A 16,490-nucleotide genomic window follows, 5' to 3' on the forward strand; every position below is an offset into this window, starting at 1 on the left:
AAAAAAATCCCGGTCATGGGGATGACCGGGATCAAAACTTGCTTATGCAAGAAGCACTTGAAAATTCGTTACACCAGGAAATCTGATGTACAAGCCACACTATCCCCAACGAATTTGTCTGACAAGCATATATTCTTATGATGAATATAATATTTTTAACATAATGCTTTTCGCTATGAGCAATAGCATACGCCGAATGCGGGTTTGCCAGGGAATACTCTCATTTCTCCTGTTAACAATTCGGTTATTTTTTAGGAATTTTCTTAGATAACGACGCAGCCGTTACCGGGAGCCACTATGACTTCACTGCGGGATAACTTGCTGATTTTTTCTGACCTGGACGGCTCGTTGCTGGATATTCATACCTATGACTGGCAACCCGCCATGCCCTGGCTGGACAAACTTCTGGATAATCAGATTCCGGTCATTCTCTGCAGCAGCAAGACCGCGGCGGAGATGCTGGATATCCAGCAGGATCTTGGGCTTGAAGGCTTGCCTTTTATTGCCGAGAACGGCGCGGTGATTCAGCCTGACGTGCGCTGGGATAAGGTTCAGCGCCAGACCAGAGGGATGACGCACCGGGATATCCGTCCGCGGATCGAGCAGATACGTCTGCAGACGGGCTTTAAATTCACCACCTTTGACGATGTGGATGAGCACGTTATCAGCGAGTGGACCGGGCTGACGCGCTACCGTTCGGCGCTTGCCCGCAAGCATGAAGCGTCCGTCACGCTCATCTGGCGCGATACCGACGAGAAAATGGTTCAGTTTGAAGAGGAACTGGCGAATATCGGCCTGAAATGCCTGCAGGGTGCGCGGTTCTGGCATATTCTGGACGCCCGCTGCGGCAAAGACGTAGCGGTGAACTGGCTGATTGAACAGTATCGCGAGCAGGACGAGATCGAGCCCACCACGCTGGGGCTCGGCGACGGCCCTAACGATGCGCCGCTGCTCGACAGCGTTGACTTCGCGGTGGTCATCAAGGGGATTAACCGCCAGGGCATCACGCTACGGGATGATAACCCTGCCCGCGTTTATCACACCCAACAGCCCGGCCCGGCAGGCTGGCGGGAGGGGCTGAATCACTTCCTGTCCTGATCTCGCCACACGACCCGGTTACGCCCGCTCTGCTTGGCCTCATAGAGCCGGACGTCCGCCACGGATTGCAGCTGCTCAAAATCATAGTTACCCGCTTCATCCGCGCTGCTGACCCCCAGTGACGCGCTGATGCGCAGGGTCGTGCTCTTCTTCACCAGGATCTCCTTATTATTGATTCGGCAACGAATGCGATCCGCGACGCCTCTCGCCTCCTCCAGACCAATCCCCGGCAGGACGACGCAAAACTCTTCTCCGCCTACACGCCCTGCCACATCATTCTTGCGTAACGCGCTGGCAATCAGTCCTGCCGTGTGGGAGAGCACCTTATCACCGGCCTGATGGCCGAACCGGTCGTTGATGTTTTTAAAATGGTCGAGATCGATCTGAATCACCGAGAACGGCAGCGACTGCTGGCGGCAGGTTTCTGCCAGCATTTTTGCGCGGTCGAACAGCGCGCCGCGATTATTCAACCGCGTAAGCGGATCGTGCCAGGCCTGCCACTGGAGGGAGTGCTGAAGCGTATACATGTTACTCACCATCCGGCGGATCACCAGCCACGAGATCAACAGCATGGCGGTAAAGAGCGCCCACAGCAGCGCCAGTACGATACTGATGCTACCGAAGTCGTCCTGTACCCCTTCATGCAGAGTGTGGATCCGCAGGACGACGCCAGCGAAGTGATCGAGCCGCTCCCAGGTAATAAACCGGCTCCCGAGGCGGATACCGCCGCCGGTATCATGCTCAATCGCCTGGGCAATCTGCGCCGCTTCGCGTTCGTCAAAATGGTTAACCGGGCTTCCCGCGTGGGCTGAGGTGGCGATCATATTTAGCCGGGTATCATACAGCTGATACTCTCCCTCCGTTCGGTCTTCCGTCGCATCGGCCAGCAGACGCTGCATCGTGCTCAATGTAAAGTCCATCGCCACGACGCCGTACCAGTAACGATCGAAATAGATGGGGACGCTGGCGGTGATCGTTCGTTCATCCCCGGTCCAGGATGAAGGCGTGGAGATAAACCAGCGCACGGCGCGGGCGCGGTTGTTACGTTCTGACTGCTGGGTAAACCAGGACTGCGTGACCAGATTATAATAGCGGGCGGTAATATCACCCGCCCGATCCGGCGTATCCGTGGAAAGGAAAAATCCGGCGCGGGAGACGTAGATCACTCGCGCTTCCGTTTGCGCTCTCGACGACGCCAGTCTGAGCAAATAGCCCACTTCGAGCGCGGCAGAAATTTCATGGCTTATGCGTTCAGCGTCCCGATTGAGAAGCGTGGTTTTTTCGACAAAGGCGTCCGAGACCCCGTTAATGGGAAGGGTACGTTTTTTATCAACGGCAAGCTGCCAGGTGGGGAGCATGCGGACGGTATTGAAGCGTGACACCGCATCCTGTAAGACTTCAAAGGCCAGCGGCGTCTCGATTGCGTCATGCATGCCCTGGCGAAATAACAGCAGCCTGTCGATGCTGTTCTGTAACTGCCTGTCCAGAGAACTGGCCACCGTATCCAGATGATTGCGCTGGCTGGAGATGTATGCCTCTTCCAGCACCACCACCTCACGCCAGGTAAGTAAAGTGGAAAATACCAGAACGATCAGAAAACAGAGATTAACAATCCGCCCAGGATTGGTACGCTTATGCAGCCATTGCAAAAAAGATTGTCTTACAACAAAGGTATCGCGCTGCACACACACTCCATGATCGCTACCTAACACCCAGTACTAGAGATAAAAACGCCCGGCAAAGCCGGGCGTTATGTGATTAAGCCTTGTCCCGCTTGTGCTGCCCGTCACCTGGCTGAAGCTCATCTTCACGAAATGCTTCCCGCTTGATGCTATAGCCATCGTGCCACCGGCATTCCACCATTCCGCTGGAATACCCGGTGACGATCATACGTGGGCCGCCCTTTTTAGGCTTAACTTCATCACTGACCAAAAAGACCATACCTGCCTCCTGTATCAGGGTGAAACTGTTTCAATTTAGACGAGGAATGGTCTTTTTGCATCCTGCCGCGGGTAACAATTAGTGCGACGTGCCGCGAATTTTCTCAACCAGCTTCACCGCCGCAACGACGATAGCGCCAATGATAAAGCCCAGCACCAGATTCAGCAGGGTGGGCAGAATCGCCGCGATAACGGCCCCCTGCGTGGAGGAGAAATGTTCGATGGCATGGTGCAGCGGCGCAATACCGTGAACCACAATTCCGCCGCCCACGAGGAACATCGCCAGCGTGCCCACCACCGACAAACTCTTCATCAGCCAGGGCGCCAGCACCAGCAGGCTTTTGCCGATGCCTCTTGCTACCGCGCTCGACTTTTCTTCCAGCCAGTAGCCAATATCGTCCAGCTTGACGATCAGCCCCACCAGACCGTACACGCCCACGGTGACCAGAATCGCAATGCCGGAGAGGATCAGCACCTGGTTCAGAAGCGGCGCGTCAGAGACAATCCCCAGCGTAATCGCGACGATTTCCGCAGACAGGATAAAGTCGGTCCGAATGGCGCCTTTGACCTTATCACGCTCGAAGGTTTTCGGATCCTGCGCGGCCAGCGCTTCAAGACGCTGCTGGCGCACCTCCGGCGTATCGCTCTGCTTGCGCGCGCTAAAGGAGTGGAGCACCTTCTCCACACCCTCGAAGCAGAGAAATGCCCCACCAATCATCAGTAACGGCGTGATGGCCCAGGGGATAAAGGCGCTGATCAGCAGCGCCAGCGGCACCAGGATCACCTTATTCAGGAAAGAGCCTTTCGCCACGCCCCACACCACCGGCAGTTCACGGTTAGCCCTTACCCCACTCACCTGCTGGGCGTTCAACGATAAATCATCGCCCAGCACGCCTGCGGTTTTTTTCGCCGCCAGTTTCCCCATCACTGAAATGTCGTCCAGTAAGGTGGCAATATCATCCAGCAATGTTAATAAGCTACTTCCTGCCAAAATCTTAATCCTTCATTTTTTGGTAATTAAGTGAATAGTATGGAGCAAAAGCGCCAACCCGGAAACAGGCACCTTACGTCAACAAAAAATTCACATCTGCCACACAATTAAAGGGCTCGCCAGCGAGATAGTTTTCGCGTTTACTATCAGCGAACTTTTTATTTCGTCGTGAGGGATTATGCGTTTCCGGCAATTGCTACCGCTCATCGGGGCACTCTTTTCGCTGTACATCATCTGGGGGTCAACCTACTTTGTCATTCGCATCGGCGTGGAAAGCTGGCCGCCGCTGATGATGGCGGGCATTCGTTTTCTCTCGGCGGGCATCCTGCTGCTTGCCTTCCTGCTGCTGCGCGGGCATAAGCTTCCCCCGCTGCGTCCGATGCTGAATGCCGCCCTGATCGGCCTGCTGCTGCTGGCTGTGGGGAACGGATTTGTGACGATTGCCGAGCACCAGAACGTACCGTCCGGGATCGCCGCCGTGGTCGTTGCCACCGTACCGCTGTTTACCCTGTGCTTCAGCCGCTTCTTTGGTATCCGCACCCGCAAGCTGGAGTGGCTGGGTATTGGGATTGGCCTTGCCGGCATCATTCTGCTGAATAGCGGCGGTAACCTGAGCGGGAATCCGTGGGGTGCAGTCATCATCCTGATTGGCTCGATGAGCTGGGCGTTTGGTTCCGTGTACGGTTCGCGTATCGAACTGCCTACCGGCATGATGGCGGGCGCAATCGAGATGCTTGCCGCCGGGATTGTACTGCTGCTCGCCTCCATGCTTACGGGAGAAAAGCTGACAACCCTGCCGCCGCTGTCGGGCTTGCTGGCGGTAGGCTACCTGGCGCTGTTCGGCTCTATCATCGCCATTAACGCCTATATGTTCCTGATCCGCAATGTCTCTCCGGCTGTCGCCACCAGCTACGCCTACGTTAACCCGGTCGTGGCCGTGCTGCTCGGGACAGGTCTGGGGGGAGAAACGCTTTCTCCAGTGGAATGGATTGCATTAGGGATCATTGTGTTTGCCGTCGTGCTGGTCACGCTGGGCAAATATTTGCTGCCGGCAAAACCGGTGGTCACGCCTTGCGAGGCGGAGAAATCGTAAGCAGGTGAATGCCCTGCGTGTCGATCTGCGCGGTCTGGCCGCCGCCGCAGATCCACTCTTCAAGCCGTTCGGTCAGATCGGTATCATTCAGCTTTAATCTGCCTCTCAGCGCACACTCCCAGACAATCAGCACCCGCCAGCCTTGCTCAATAAGCGTCGAGAGGTCCCGCTCGTCGCGCTCGACGTTTTTAGCAATCTTATCCAGCCAGAAATCGGTGCGCGTCGCGGGGACTTTAAACAGGTAGCAGTCGTGATGGTGCCAGAAACAGCCGTGAGTAAAGATGATGCACTGCCAGGCGTCGATGACGAAATCGGGACGCCCCGCCAGGGCGGGATCCTGGACGCGGAAGTCAAACCCCGCCTGCGTCAGCAGCGCGGCCAGGCGCTTTTCAATCGCGGTGTCACGCGTGCCGATGGCACGCATGTTTTTGCTGCGCGTCGCCTTATCGTGAACGTCCGTCATTGACGGCCTCACTCTGGCGGAGCGCCACCGCCTGTCTGATGCGCGAGGCCAGCAGCTTTGCGACCGCCGCAAACGCGGGCACCACCACCGAGTTACCAAACTGCCGGTACGCCTGGGTATCCGAAACCGGAATGCGGAAACCGTAGCCTTGCGGCGTTTCAAAACCCATCAACCGGGCACATTCCCGCGGCGTTAAGCGTCGCGGACGGTGACGCTGGTTGTGCGGGTCGTCGAAATCTTTTTCACCCAGCGCTTTGTCCCAGCCTCTGTCGATCAGGATTTCCGCGCCGTCTTTGTAGTAGCGAGCAGACAGCGTGCGGGTGACGCTGTGCGGATCGTTAGGGTTTACCATCCCAAAGCCGAAGCCGTTGCCTTTCGCCTGGTGCTTCTTGGCATAGCGGTAGAGGTATTTCCACAGCACCGGAGTCAGGATAAATTTCGCGTCGATGACCGGTTCCAGCAGGTCGGCCACGGTGGGACGCCGCTCGGGATACAGAGAGGGAATATCCCGCAGGGTAAAATCGCCTTTCAGATTGAGATCGCGTCGGAAGCCCACCAGCACGATACGTTCGCGATGCTGGGGCAGGAAATGTTTCCCATCAATAATTTTAGGATCGTCCGCCCCCATGTCCTGTGAATCGGCCACGTCATAACCCAGCTCATCCAGGGTTTGCATGATAATGCGGAAGGTTTTCCCGCCGTCGTGGCTTTTTAAGTTTTTGACGTTTTCCAGTACAAAAATGGCCGGACGACGGGCGTCAATAATGCGCGCCACGTCAAAAAACAGCGTTCCCTGCGTATCGCAGGCGAAACCGTGGGCGCGTCCAAGGGCATTCTTTTTGGAGACGCCAGCCAGCGAGAACGGCTGACACGGGAAGCCTGCCAGCAGCACGTCATGCGCCGGGATCGTCTGACGAATGTGCTCGGCGGCCTGTTCATCGCTCACGCCGCTTTTATGGCTCAGGGTCACATCGCGGATATCCGCGTTGAAATGATGCTCGTTCGGATCGCAGTACCAGTTAGCCTTGTAGGTGCGTACGGCATGTTTGTTCCACTCGCTGGTAAACACGCACTGTCCGCCGATGGCTTCAAAACCGTGCCGGATGCCGCCGATACCGGCAAAAAGATCGATAAAGCGGAAGGCATAGTTCGGGTGCGCGGCAGAAGGTCGCGGAAGCAGGTTTTGCAGATAACGATACTCGCCTTCACTCAGGCGACGCCCTGCTCGCTCGCTGGTCAGCAGGCGTTTAAGGATCGCCGGGCTCCAGTGGCTCTCGCCGTGCGCCATCAGCAAACTGGCCAGCGTTTTAGCATCATAGATATCCAACAGCTGACGCAGTAAGGCCTGCACCGTTGCCGTTGATTTCTCAGCCTGCGCGGGCGCGGGCTCTGTCACTGATCGATTTTCCTGCATTCTTTTAACCGGAGAATAAAGACTGGGAACAGATTACCACAGTTCAGTTGCGCAAACTGCGACGGAAGCGGCCCAGCACCTGGCTATCCAGCCCGAGGCAGTCGCCGTGTAATTCGGCGCTGAGTTTCGCCATAAACTGGATCAGGAAATCGGCATTGTGACGTGCCAGTTCGCGGCCCATGTCCGTTTGCATTGTATCAGGCAATCGCAGCAGCTTGGTCTGAAAATGGTCGAGGGCAAACGCACGGTCGTCGAGGGGACGCGCATCGGCAAAGGGATCGTTAGCATCAAAAAGCGACACGCCCAGCGCGCCCGAGACGGCAAAAACGCGCGCCAGGCCGATAGCGCCTAACGCTTCCAGCCGGTCTGCATCCTGCACAATTTTGGCCTCCATACTCTGCGGCGCAATCCCGGCGCTGAAGCTGTGCGCCTCAATCGCGTGCCCGACGGCGGCAATATGCTCTGGCGGAAAGTCAGGGAAGTCGCGGCGCAGAATGTCGCTCGTCTTAAGCGCCGCGAGCCGTGACGACTGGCTGCGTTCAGGATGGTTTTTCGGCAGGCTGACAATATCGTGAAAATAGCATGCGGCCAGAATCACCAGCGGCTCGACCATGTGGTGAACCATGATTTTTTGCGCCGTCATCCAGACCCGACGAAAATGCGAAATATCATGTGCGGTATCGTCGGTGCTGTGATTCTCCTCGAGCCAGTGCTCAAATCGTTGCTGCCACCGGGCAAGTTCCATCGTCATGTCCTGTTGTTTAAAAGAGGATGAATTATAACACAGCCGAATTAAACCAATCTAAAAATAGAACCACGAAATACTTAATAATAATTACACCATATAAATTCAATGAATTAATTCACGAGAAAAATAAAGAGACTTATAGAAACATTTGGAAATATTACAAATAATTTAATTACACTTATTTCTGAAACTAAATTACATCTATTGAAATAGTATCAACCCAGTAACCACGGAGGGTGGTTACATATATTCATATAATTTATCCTTTAAGGGAATATATAATGAAAAGAAAAGTTTTGGCAATTCTTGCACCCGCGTTATTAATGGCAGGCTTAGTAAACGCGGCTGAAATTTACAACAGCAATGGCAATAAACTCGACCTGTACGGTAAAGTAGATGGTCTGCATTATTTCTCTGACGACACGGGTTCAGATGGCGACGTAAGCTACGTTCGTCTGGGCTTCAAAGGCGAAACGCAGATCAACGACCTGCTTAGCGGCTATGGCCAGTGGGAATATAATATTAAGGCTAACAAAACTGAGAAATCAGGCAATCAGTCATGGACACGCCTTGGCTTCGCTGGTCTGAAATTTGGTGAATACGGTTCATTCGACTACGGTCGTAACTACGGCGTGGTTTACGATGTTGAAGGCTGGACCGATATGCTGCCTGAGTTCGGCGGAGATTCCTATAGCTATACCGATAACTTTATGACCGGCCGTACAAACGGTGTTGCAACCTACCGTAATAATGATTTCTTTGGTCTGGCTCAGGGCCTGGATTTCGCTATTCAGTATCAAGGCAATAACGAAAGCGCCTCTAACGATCAGGAAGGTACCAACAATGGCCGTGATATCCGCAAAGAAAACGGAGACGGTTGGGGTATTTCAACCTCCTACGATTTCGGTATGGGATTCAACGCCGCCGCGGCATATGCTTCATCTGACCGTACCAACGACCAGGTTACCAAAACAACAGCCGGTGGTGACAAGGCTGACGTCTGGACTGTTGGCTTGAAATACGATGCCAACGATATCTATCTGGCAACCATGTATGCAGAAACCCGCAATATGACGCCTTACGGTGACTTCGGCGTTGCTAATAAAACTCAGAACTTTGAAGTGACAGCGCAGTATCAGTTTGATTTCGGCCTGCGCCCTGCGGTCTCTTTCCTGATGTCTAAAGGTAAGGATCTGAATTCCTTCTACGGAAGTGATAAAGATCTGGTGAAATATGCTGACGTGGGTGCGACCTATTATTTCAACAAAAATATGTCCACCTATGTTGACTACAAAATCAACCTGCTGGATGAAGATGACAATTTCTACAACGCGAATGGCATCAGCACCGATGACATCTTAGCAGTCGGTCTTGTTTATCAGTTCTAATCCCCAAAATACCAAAGGCCGCAATTGCGGCCTTTTTTATTTCTTCATTTTTATTATGGCGCTTCCTGCAGCGCCACCCGAATAAACCCGTTATTCTGCGCCAGCAGTTCATGGGCCTTCCACGCATCCAGCCCTGTGAGCACCATCAATACCGCCGTTTTACAGTGATGGTTACAGCTCTCCAGCGCGGCTTTTGCTTCAGCCCGGGAGCATCCCCCCGCTTCCATCACGATGGCGATTTGGCGTTCGGCCCATTTGGTGTTGCTTGCCTCAAGATCCACGCGCAGGTTGCTATAAACCCGTCCGGTCCGAACGGCCAGCCCTGTAGCGATCATTGAGAGGATCATTTTCTGCGCGATCCCCGCTTTGGTGCTGATATAGCCTGCGACGACATCGGCACCCAGCTCCGGAGCGATAACCATGCTCGCCAGATGCGCGGCTTCACTTTGCGCATCGCCGGTAATGATGGCCACAGGCGAACCCAGCGACCACGCATGGCGCATTGCCCCCCAGACCCACGGCGTTTTTCCGCTGACGGTCACGGCCAGCATCATATCGTGTTCACCAAACTTAATGGCCTGCAGATCGGCAACGCCGCGCTCGTAACTCCCTTCCCCTTCTTGTGCCGTAACGGCAATCACCGGGGTTTTGCCCGGCGCATACTCATCGGTAACCTGTTGCGCAACGCGCCCAGACGGCCCCGCGCCAACGATGACCAGGCGACCGCCGTGGCTGAGCGCCGCGGCGGCGTTGTCCACCACGCGTGCAATAGTGTCTAAACAGGGGGTAATAGCAGCAGAAATGAGTACATCATCCTGGTGAATGACTTTCAGCATGTCCAGCGTGGACAATCTATCAATATTCATCGTGCTGGCGTGCCGTCTTTCCCTGACCGAACCGGTAAGCATAACGCTCATAAACAGCCTCCTTATTATGAGTACCCATACACTATAAAGTGTTTTATATAGATGACCTGCGAGGAGAGTCACGAAAAGAGGACCAAATCCACGCCTTTACATGGCTTTAAGAAAAGCGCGTCATCGGCGATAATTACCCCTTTCTTAATCATCGCGGAGTGTTGATGAGCGATTTGCAGCCTTTCCTTCCGACGCGCAAGCGCCCCATGAAACTCAATACGCTGGTCACGCTGATGGTGTGCGCGATTATTGCCTCTGTGCTGCTGGTGGTCTTTGCGCTCTACTCCGTACAAATCACCCGGGCGACCCGCGATGATGTTAAAGACACTGCGCTCGGCATTGCCCGCACCCTCGCCGACAGCCCCGAGATACAGCGCGGCCTGATGCAGGCACCGCAGGAGAATATTATTCAGCCCATCGCCCAGGCGGTGACGAAGCGAAACGATCTGCTGTTCACCGTGGTCACCGATATGCGCGGGATCCGCTATTCACACCCGAGCGAGGCGCTGCTGGGGCTGCATTTTATCGGCGATGATTTAACCCCTGCGCTGGAAGGCAAAGAGAACGTATCGGTAAACCGGGGCGCGCTCGCCGAAGCGCTGCGCGTTTTTACGCCCGTCTACGACGGCCAGCACGAGCAGATCGGCGTGGTAGTGGTCGGTATCTCCCTGAATAAGGTTGAAGAGCAGATTGCCCGCGGGCGGCTAAACGCCGTCTGGACCATTTTATTCAGTATTTTTATGAGTTCGATGGCGATTTGGGGTCTGGTGCGGGTACTTAAACGCATCCTGTTCGGGCTCGAACCTTACGAAATTTCCGCCCTGTTCGAACAGCGTCAGGCAATGCTGCAGTCGCTTCGCGAAGGGGTTCTGGCCGTCGATATTCACGGGCGCGTGACGATGATCAACCAGACCGCCAGAGAAATATTGCTTCTCCCCTCCGGTAAGCAGACCGAAAACGCCAGCGCGCCCCTGCTGGCCAGCCTGCGTGACGTCTCGAAGACGGGCGTCGCACGCCAGGATCAGGAGATCAGCTGCAACGGTAGGCTATTGCTGTGCAACATGGTCCCCGTGAAAAGTCAGGATCGGGTGATCGGCGCCATCACCACCTTTCGTGATAAAACGGAAATCAGCCAGCTGATGCAGCGTCTGGACGGCATGGTTAACTACGTCGATGCCCTGCGCGCCCACACCCACGAGTTTATGAATAAACTGCATGTGATACTCGGCCTGCTGAATATTAAGCGCTACGACAAGCTGGAAGAGTACATTCTCCAGACGGCACATCATTACCAGACGGATATCGGTACGATACAGAGCAAGGTAAAATCCCCGGTGGTTGCCGGGTTCCTGCTGGGTAAAATCAACCGGGCGAAAGAAGCGGGCGTCACCCTGACGCTGGCGGATGAAAGCCAGATACCGGATACCGCAAGTGAAGAGCAGGTCGCGGTGCTGATCACCGCGCTGGGCAACCTCATTGAAAACGCGCTCGACGCGATGGAAGGACAGCAGGAGGGCGAGATCGGCCTGCTACTTCATTACCAGAACGGCTGGCTCAGCTGTGAAGTCAGCGACGATGGCCCCGGCATTGATCCCACTCAGCTGGAGTCTATTTTTACAAAGGGCTTCTCAACAAAAGGTGAAAACCGCGGCGTTGGGCTGTTCCTTGCGCGCCAGCAGATTCAGAACCTCGGCGGCGATATCTCCGTCGAGTCTGAGCCCGGCGTATTTACCCAATTTTTTGTTCACATCCCCTGGGATAGCGAGAGGAAAATCGCGTGATAAATGTGTTAATTGTCGATGATGACGCCATGGTGGCCGACCTCAACCGTCTGTACGTCAACCGTGTTGAAGGCTTTACCTGCTGTGGCGTCGCCTCCACGCTAAACCAGGCCGAGGCCATCATTAATGACCCCAGCCATCCTGTCGATCTGGTGCTGCTGGATGTCTATATGCAGCAGGATAACGGGCTGGATCTGCTGCCCGTCATTCGCGCATCCGGCCGCCCAATCGACGTGATCATGATCACCTCGGCCGCCGACGCCGCCACGATCCAGACCTCCATTCACTACGGCGTGGTGGATTATTTGATCAAGCCGTTCCAGTTCCCGCGCTTTGAAGAGGCGCTGAACGGCTGGAAGGCAAAGCATAGCCTGATGGGGTCGCATCAGTATTACGAGCAGGCGGACGTCGACCGGCTGATCCACGGCGGGGCACCGGAACTGGCGGACAGCAAAAAGCTGCCGAAAGGGTTAACGCCGCAAACGCTGCGCACGATTTGCCAGTGGATTGACGCACACCCGGAGACGGAGTTTTCTACCGACGATCTGGCAAACGCGGTCAATATTTCCCGCGTGTCCTGCCGCAAATATCTGATCTGGCTGGCGCAAATCAATATTCTGTTCACCAGCATTCACTACGGCGCCACCGGGCGTCCGGTGTATCGCTACCGTCTCCAGCCGGAGCAAACGGGCCTGCTCAAGCAATACTGCCAGTAACGCGGTAGGTATCATCCAGCAGGGTAAAGCGGAAGTGGTGTGCTGAAGAGAACACCACTTCTTTTGTTTTGGTCACAAAGATCGCTTCTATGTCGGGACGCGCGCGCAGCGCAGCGCGGCCCTTCTCCACGCCCATGCCGTACATCAGCGTGGTCCAGATATCGCCGTCGATGGAATCTTTTGAAATGATGGTCACGCTGTCCAGTTCGTTATCGAGCGGGTAACCGGTGCGCGGATCGAGAATGTGGTGATAGCGTTTGCCGTCTTGTTCAAAATAGCGCTCGTACGTTCCCGAAGTGACGACGGACAGGTTCTCTACGGTCATAGTGCCGATCAGCGCGTCACCGGCGAACGGTTTTTTCAGCCCGACGCTCCAGCCCCCTTCAGGCGAGCCTAACGTCTGAATGTTTCCGCCGAGGTTAATCAGCCCCAGCTCAGCTCCCTCTTTATGCAGGTAATCCCGCACCCTGTCGGCGATGTAGCCTTTGGCAATCGCCCCCAAATCGATCTCCATCCCCGCTTTGGTCAGAAATACGCTGCTGCTGGCCTCATCAAGGAGAACATCCTCGGGGCGGGTAATCGCCAGCAGCGAGGCGATATCATCGTCAGGCGGAACGCTGTCCCCCTGAAAGCCTATTTTCCAGCGCTTCACCAGCGGACCGATCGCCAGGTTAAAGGCGCTGTCCTTGAGCAAACTTGCCGCTTTTGCACAGCGGATCAGATCAAACACCGGCCGGCTGACGGTGACCGGATGGTGGCCCGCAGCATGGTTAATATCCATCACCTGCGAATGCGCGCGGTTAACGGTGAGCAGATCTTCGTACTGTTTGATCAGACGAAACACGCGGGACGCGAGGGCTTCGTCATGGGAGAAGAGCTTCAGGAGGATGGGTGAGCCCATCAGAACGGCGGAGTAACTGTAAACGCGATGGCTATCAGGCATGGCAGGAATCCTCAGATGTCGCCCCGGCAGGCACCGCGCCGCCGGGGAAAATGCCGGATAGCGCTACGCGTATCCGGCCCGGGAAGCAGGTGCCTCACATCTTTTTCGAACGCAGAGCCGCCTGATGTCCTGCAAGGGTACCAAAAATAATGATATCTGCCACCGCGTTACCGCCGATACGGTTGCCGCCGTGGATCCCGCCGACCACTTCACCGGCCGCAAACGCGCCCGGCAGCACGTTATGGTTGCTGTCCAGCACGCAGGTTTCGGTGTTGATGGTCACGCCGCCCATGGTGTGGTGCACGCCCGGCGCAATCTGAATGGCGTAGAATGGCCCTTCATTGATTGGGGCACGCAGCGCGGTGGTACGACCAAAGTCATCATCGTGCTGTTTTTCAACGAAACTGTTGTAACGTTCCAGGGTCGCCAGGAAAGCGTGGTGATCCATACCGAGCGCTTCCGCCAGAGCTTTTGGCGAGCTGGCGCTGGTCACGAAGCCTTTGGCAATGTACTCATCAGCGGCTTTGTTTTTGGCGCGTACGTGCTCGTCAAAGACGATGTAAGCGTATTTCTCCGGCAGCGCGATGATTGCAGCCGAGACTTTATCGCGGGTCGACATTTCATTATAGAAGCGCTCCCCTTTCTGATTGACCAGAATCGCACCGCCCCCGCGGATGGATTCGGAAATCAGGTACGAGGTTTTCTGCTCAACGGTTGGGTGAATTTGAATTTCTCCCATATCGACAGTGCCAGCCCCGATGCGCTCAAGTAGCGCGATACCGCCACCGGTCGCCCCTTTGTGGTTGGTGGTGACGAAACCTTCCAGATCCGGACGGTATTTCACGACCATCTGGCTGTTGGCGCTGAAGCCGCCTGTGGCGACAATCACGCTTTTCGCTGCCACGGTGACGGTTTCATTCTCTTCGGTGGTCAGGCGCACGCCGGTGACTTCACCGTTTTCGAAGATAATGTCGCTGACGGAAGTATCCAGCATTACCTCGATGTTGCGTTTGTTGACGTTACGCACCAGGCCGCTAATCAGGTAACCGCCCACCGCAGAACCGTCTTTTGGACGGTGAGTACGGTCGATGCTCATCCCGCCGGTGGTGGTGATGTCGTTCAGCATGATGCCGCGCGTTGCCAGCCACTCAATTGCCTGCGGCGCGTTCTCGACGAAGCGGCGCAGCAGTTCAGGGTTGTTCTTGTTGCCTCCGCCTTTCAGGCTTTCCTGGTAGAACAGCTCTTTGCTGTCCTGAATGCCCTTCACGCGCTGGAAGCGGGTTTCGGCGGCGTTCATACCGGCAGAAGCTTTAATGGTGTTCCCGCCGATGGTTGGCATTTTCTCGACGATCAGCACGCTCGCGCCTTCGTCGTGAGCCTGAATCGCCGCCGCCAGACCGGCGCCGCCGCTGCCGACAACCACCACGTCCACGCTGCGGGTTTCGTTCGGGTCAACGCCCTCTTCCGCTGCCAGCGCTTTGCTGGATTTCAGCATCGCTTTAGAGACCGCTTTCTTCACCGCTTCACTCTGGCTGGTTGCGCCGGTGATGGCATCCACGTGCGGGGTGTTGGCATCCAGAATGCGGGTGCGGATCTCTTCAAAGCTGGTGACAAACTCAACGTCTTCGCTCGGGCCGGAGGCCAGCTCGATGTCCGCAATGCGGTCAGTTTCCAGACTGACGTTAATCACCAGCTCGTTCGCGTCGTCCTGCACCTTCTCAGTAAACATGCCCGGTTTGAATTTAGATTCGCCCATGCTCATGTCGCGGATCATCGCTTCCACCAGCGAGAAGCGCCACAGCGGCTCAGGAATGTTCAGCGCCTCGCGCTGGGTGCTGTCCATAAACAGCTCCAGGTTTTCCCCGGCCGCGATGCGGTCGGTCCAGTCCGGGTAAGCGATGGTGGCACGGCCAACGGCAATCAGGTCGTAACCGTGGTCCAGCGCTTCATTGGCATCGGCGGCATTCACCACGCCGCCCACGCCCATCACCGGTACCTGAGCCAGCGTTTCAGAACGCATCGCGCAGTATTTTTCGATAAGCGGCGTCGGGTCCTGGGTGTCAACAATGGAAGGACGCAGGGTCGCGCCGACGGAGAAGTGGAGGTAGTCCACGCCGCGAGCCGCCAGTTTTTCCAGCAGGTACATGGTGTCTTCAAAGCGGATGCCCGGCACCTCCAGCTCTTCAGGGGAGAAGCGATAGCCAATAATAAAGGCGTCGTCCGCGTACTGGCGCACCATTTTGTGGGTGATGTCCAGAACCGCCAGCGGGAACTTCGCGCGGTTATCGCGGCTGCCGCCCCACTCGTCGTCACGCTGGTTAGAGTTTGGCGAATAGAACTGCTGAATCAGATAGGTGTTCGCCCCGTGGATTTCCACGCCGTCGAAGCCGGCCTGGATCGCGCGGCGCACCGCTTCACCAAACTTGCCGATCATGCCTTCGACTTCTTCGCCAGTCAGCGCCACTGGCGTTGCTGCGCCCTCACGCGGCGCGGCAACAGCGCTTGGGCCAACCGGCGTACGGCCACCGATCAGTTTCGGGTCAACCATGCGGCCGCCGTGGTAGATCTGCAGCAGGGCCTTTGACCCTTTGGATTTAATCGCCTCCGCGATTTTCGCCAGCCCGGCAATTTTCTCGTCATTATCAATCCCGATCGCGCCCGGGAAGGCGAGGCCGAGATCGTCAACGAAGCAACACTCCACAATGATGGTGCCGATGCTGCCGGAGCGAGCACGGTAGTACTCCACCAGTTCGCTGGTAACGGTGCCGTCGTAATAGCCGGTACAGGTGGTCATAGGGGCCATTAACAAACGGTTTTTCAGTTCAGTGCCATTCGGTAATGTGAAGGGGCTAAGAATGCGTTCGTTAGTGCTCATAATAGAAACTCCAAACTTTTAAAAAATTAAGAATTCGTTATCGGAGTGATTTTTTAGTTCGTCGTTATTTGCCGATGTCATGATATTAATATAATGATTTTTTTAGTTTCTAAAGTTATTACG

At 55.5% G+C, this 16,490-nt stretch carries 14 protein-coding genes; 5 read left to right on the forward strand and 9 right to left on the reverse strand.

Annotated elements, in window-relative coordinates:
- The first annotated feature begins 297 nt into the window (after nucleotides 1-297).
- The gene (locus tag USH94_RS15200; protein WP_111964868.1) at nucleotides 298-1,098 is read left to right on the forward strand and encodes a mannosyl-3-phosphoglycerate phosphatase-related protein; all 801 of its coding nucleotides are present in this window, start codon (nucleotides 298-300) and stop codon (nucleotides 1,096-1,098) included.
- Here USH94_RS15200 and dgcQ read toward each other — a convergent pair.
- From dgcQ to USH94_RS15215, 3 genes are all read right to left on the reverse strand, one after another.
- Nucleotides 1,083-2,783 (reverse strand): cellulose biosynthesis regulator diguanylate cyclase DgcQ, encoded by a 1,701-nt coding sequence (gene dgcQ, locus USH94_RS15205; RefSeq protein WP_111964869.1) that lies wholly within the window; start codon nucleotides 2,781-2,783, stop codon nucleotides 1,083-1,085. The two genes, USH94_RS15200 and dgcQ, sit on opposite strands and share 16 nt — an antisense overlap.
- 73 nt (nucleotides 2,784-2,856) lie before the next feature.
- The gene (locus USH94_RS15210; protein WP_008500307.1) at nucleotides 2,857-3,039 is read right to left on the reverse strand and encodes a YodC family protein; all 183 of its coding nucleotides are present in this window, start codon (nucleotides 3,037-3,039) and stop codon (nucleotides 2,857-2,859) included.
- Between the two features lie 78 nt (nucleotides 3,040-3,117).
- Complete coding sequence (locus USH94_RS15215; protein ID WP_008500306.1) at nucleotides 3,118-4,029, reverse strand: DUF808 domain-containing protein; 912 nt, start codon at nucleotides 4,027-4,029, stop codon at nucleotides 3,118-3,120.
- Between the two features lie 178 nt (nucleotides 4,030-4,207).
- On the opposite strand from USH94_RS15215, the gene yedA reads away from it, so the two are divergent.
- A complete protein-coding gene (gene yedA / locus USH94_RS15220) occupies nucleotides 4,208-5,122 on the forward strand; it encodes a drug/metabolite exporter YedA (protein ID WP_111964870.1) in 915 nt (304 codons plus the stop codon).
- On the opposite strand, the gene USH94_RS15225 is transcribed toward yedA, so the two are convergent.
- From USH94_RS15225 to USH94_RS15235, 3 genes are all read right to left on the reverse strand, one after another.
- A complete protein-coding gene (locus USH94_RS15225) occupies nucleotides 5,094-5,585 on the reverse strand; it encodes a very short patch repair endonuclease (RefSeq protein ID WP_111964871.1) in 492 nt (163 codons plus the stop codon). The two genes, yedA and USH94_RS15225, sit on opposite strands and share 29 nt — an antisense overlap.
- On the reverse strand, nucleotides 5,566-6,981 hold the full coding sequence (locus USH94_RS15230) for a DNA cytosine methyltransferase (protein WP_111964872.1): 1,416 nt from the start codon (nucleotides 6,979-6,981) through the stop codon (nucleotides 5,566-5,568). The genes USH94_RS15225 and USH94_RS15230 overlap by 20 nt, the downstream gene beginning before the upstream one ends.
- 61 nt (nucleotides 6,982-7,042) lie before the next feature.
- On the reverse strand, nucleotides 7,043-7,744 hold the full coding sequence (locus USH94_RS15235) for a phosphohydrolase (protein WP_111964873.1): 702 nt from the start codon (nucleotides 7,742-7,744) through the stop codon (nucleotides 7,043-7,045).
- 284 nt (nucleotides 7,745-8,028) lie between these two features.
- Here USH94_RS15235 and ompC point away from each other — a divergent pair, with 284 nt between their 5' ends.
- On the forward strand, nucleotides 8,029-9,135 hold the full coding sequence (ompC, locus tag USH94_RS15240; RefSeq protein ID WP_320731327.1) for a porin OmpC: 1,107 nt from the start codon (nucleotides 8,029-8,031) through the stop codon (nucleotides 9,133-9,135).
- A gap of 53 nt (nucleotides 9,136-9,188) precedes the next feature.
- Here the strand turns inward: ompC and USH94_RS15245 are convergent, their stop codons facing one another.
- On the reverse strand, nucleotides 9,189-10,052 hold the full coding sequence (locus tag USH94_RS15245) for an N-acetylmuramic acid 6-phosphate etherase (protein ID WP_111966156.1): 864 nt from the start codon (nucleotides 10,050-10,052) through the stop codon (nucleotides 9,189-9,191).
- 164 nt (nucleotides 10,053-10,216) lie between these two features.
- On the opposite strand from USH94_RS15245, the gene USH94_RS15250 reads away from it, so the two are divergent.
- Both USH94_RS15250 and dcuR read left to right on the forward strand, forming a co-directional pair.
- The gene (locus USH94_RS15250; RefSeq protein ID WP_111966155.1) at nucleotides 10,217-11,833 is read left to right on the forward strand and encodes a sensor histidine kinase; all 1,617 of its coding nucleotides are present in this window, start codon (nucleotides 10,217-10,219) and stop codon (nucleotides 11,831-11,833) included.
- Entirely contained in the window at nucleotides 11,830-12,549 is a 720-nt protein-coding gene (gene dcuR / locus USH94_RS15255) for a two-component system response regulator DcuR (protein ID WP_045908149.1), read from the forward strand. Before USH94_RS15250 ends, dcuR begins: the two co-directional genes overlap by 4 nt.
- Here dcuR and USH94_RS15260 read toward each other — a convergent pair.
- Both USH94_RS15260 and USH94_RS15265 read right to left on the reverse strand, forming a co-directional pair.
- Nucleotides 12,530-13,492, reverse strand: coding sequence for an FAD:protein FMN transferase (locus USH94_RS15260; protein WP_111966154.1), 963 nt, complete (start codon nucleotides 13,490-13,492; stop codon nucleotides 12,530-12,532). The genes dcuR and USH94_RS15260 overlap by 20 nt on opposite strands.
- A 94-nt stretch (nucleotides 13,493-13,586) precedes the next feature.
- Nucleotides 13,587-16,367, reverse strand: coding sequence for a flavocytochrome c (locus tag USH94_RS15265; RefSeq protein WP_111966153.1), 2,781 nt, complete (start codon nucleotides 16,365-16,367; stop codon nucleotides 13,587-13,589).
- Nucleotides 16,368-16,490 lie beyond the last annotated feature (123 nt).

Origin of the sequence: Enterobacter sp. 148H3 (genome assembly GCF_034107425.1) — a bacterium.
GTDB classification, from domain to species: domain Bacteria; phylum Pseudomonadota; class Gammaproteobacteria; order Enterobacterales; family Enterobacteriaceae; genus Enterobacter; species Enterobacter vonholyi.

Excerpts from the sequence above, each read along its gene's own strand:
- USH94_RS15200 (WP_111964868.1), top strand. The coding sequence starts at position 298 with ATGACTTCACTGCGGGATAACTTGCTGATTTTTTCTGACCTGGACGGC.
- USH94_RS15210 (WP_008500307.1), bottom strand. The coding sequence starts at position 3,039 with ATGGTCTTTTTGGTCAGTGATGAAGTTAAGCCTAAAAAGGGCGGCCCA.
- yedA (WP_111964870.1), top strand. The coding sequence starts at position 4,208 with ATGCGTTTCCGGCAATTGCTACCGCTCATCGGGGCACTCTTTTCGCTG.
- USH94_RS15225 (WP_111964871.1), bottom strand. The coding sequence starts at position 5,585 with ATGACGGACGTTCACGATAAGGCGACGCGCAGCAAAAACATGCGTGCC.
- USH94_RS15235 (WP_111964873.1), bottom strand. The coding sequence starts at position 7,744 with ATGGAACTTGCCCGGTGGCAGCAACGATTTGAGCACTGGCTCGAGGAG.
- ompC (WP_320731327.1), top strand. The coding sequence starts at position 8,029 with ATGAAAAGAAAAGTTTTGGCAATTCTTGCACCCGCGTTATTAATGGCA.
- USH94_RS15245 (WP_111966156.1), bottom strand. The coding sequence starts at position 10,052 with ATGAGCGTTATGCTTACCGGTTCGGTCAGGGAAAGACGGCACGCCAGC.
- USH94_RS15250 (WP_111966155.1), top strand. The coding sequence starts at position 10,217 with ATGAGCGATTTGCAGCCTTTCCTTCCGACGCGCAAGCGCCCCATGAAA.
- USH94_RS15260 (WP_111966154.1), bottom strand. The coding sequence starts at position 13,492 with ATGCCTGATAGCCATCGCGTTTACAGTTACTCCGCCGTTCTGATGGGC.
- USH94_RS15265 (WP_111966153.1), bottom strand. The coding sequence starts at position 16,367 with ATGAGCACTAACGAACGCATTCTTAGCCCCTTCACATTACCGAATGGC.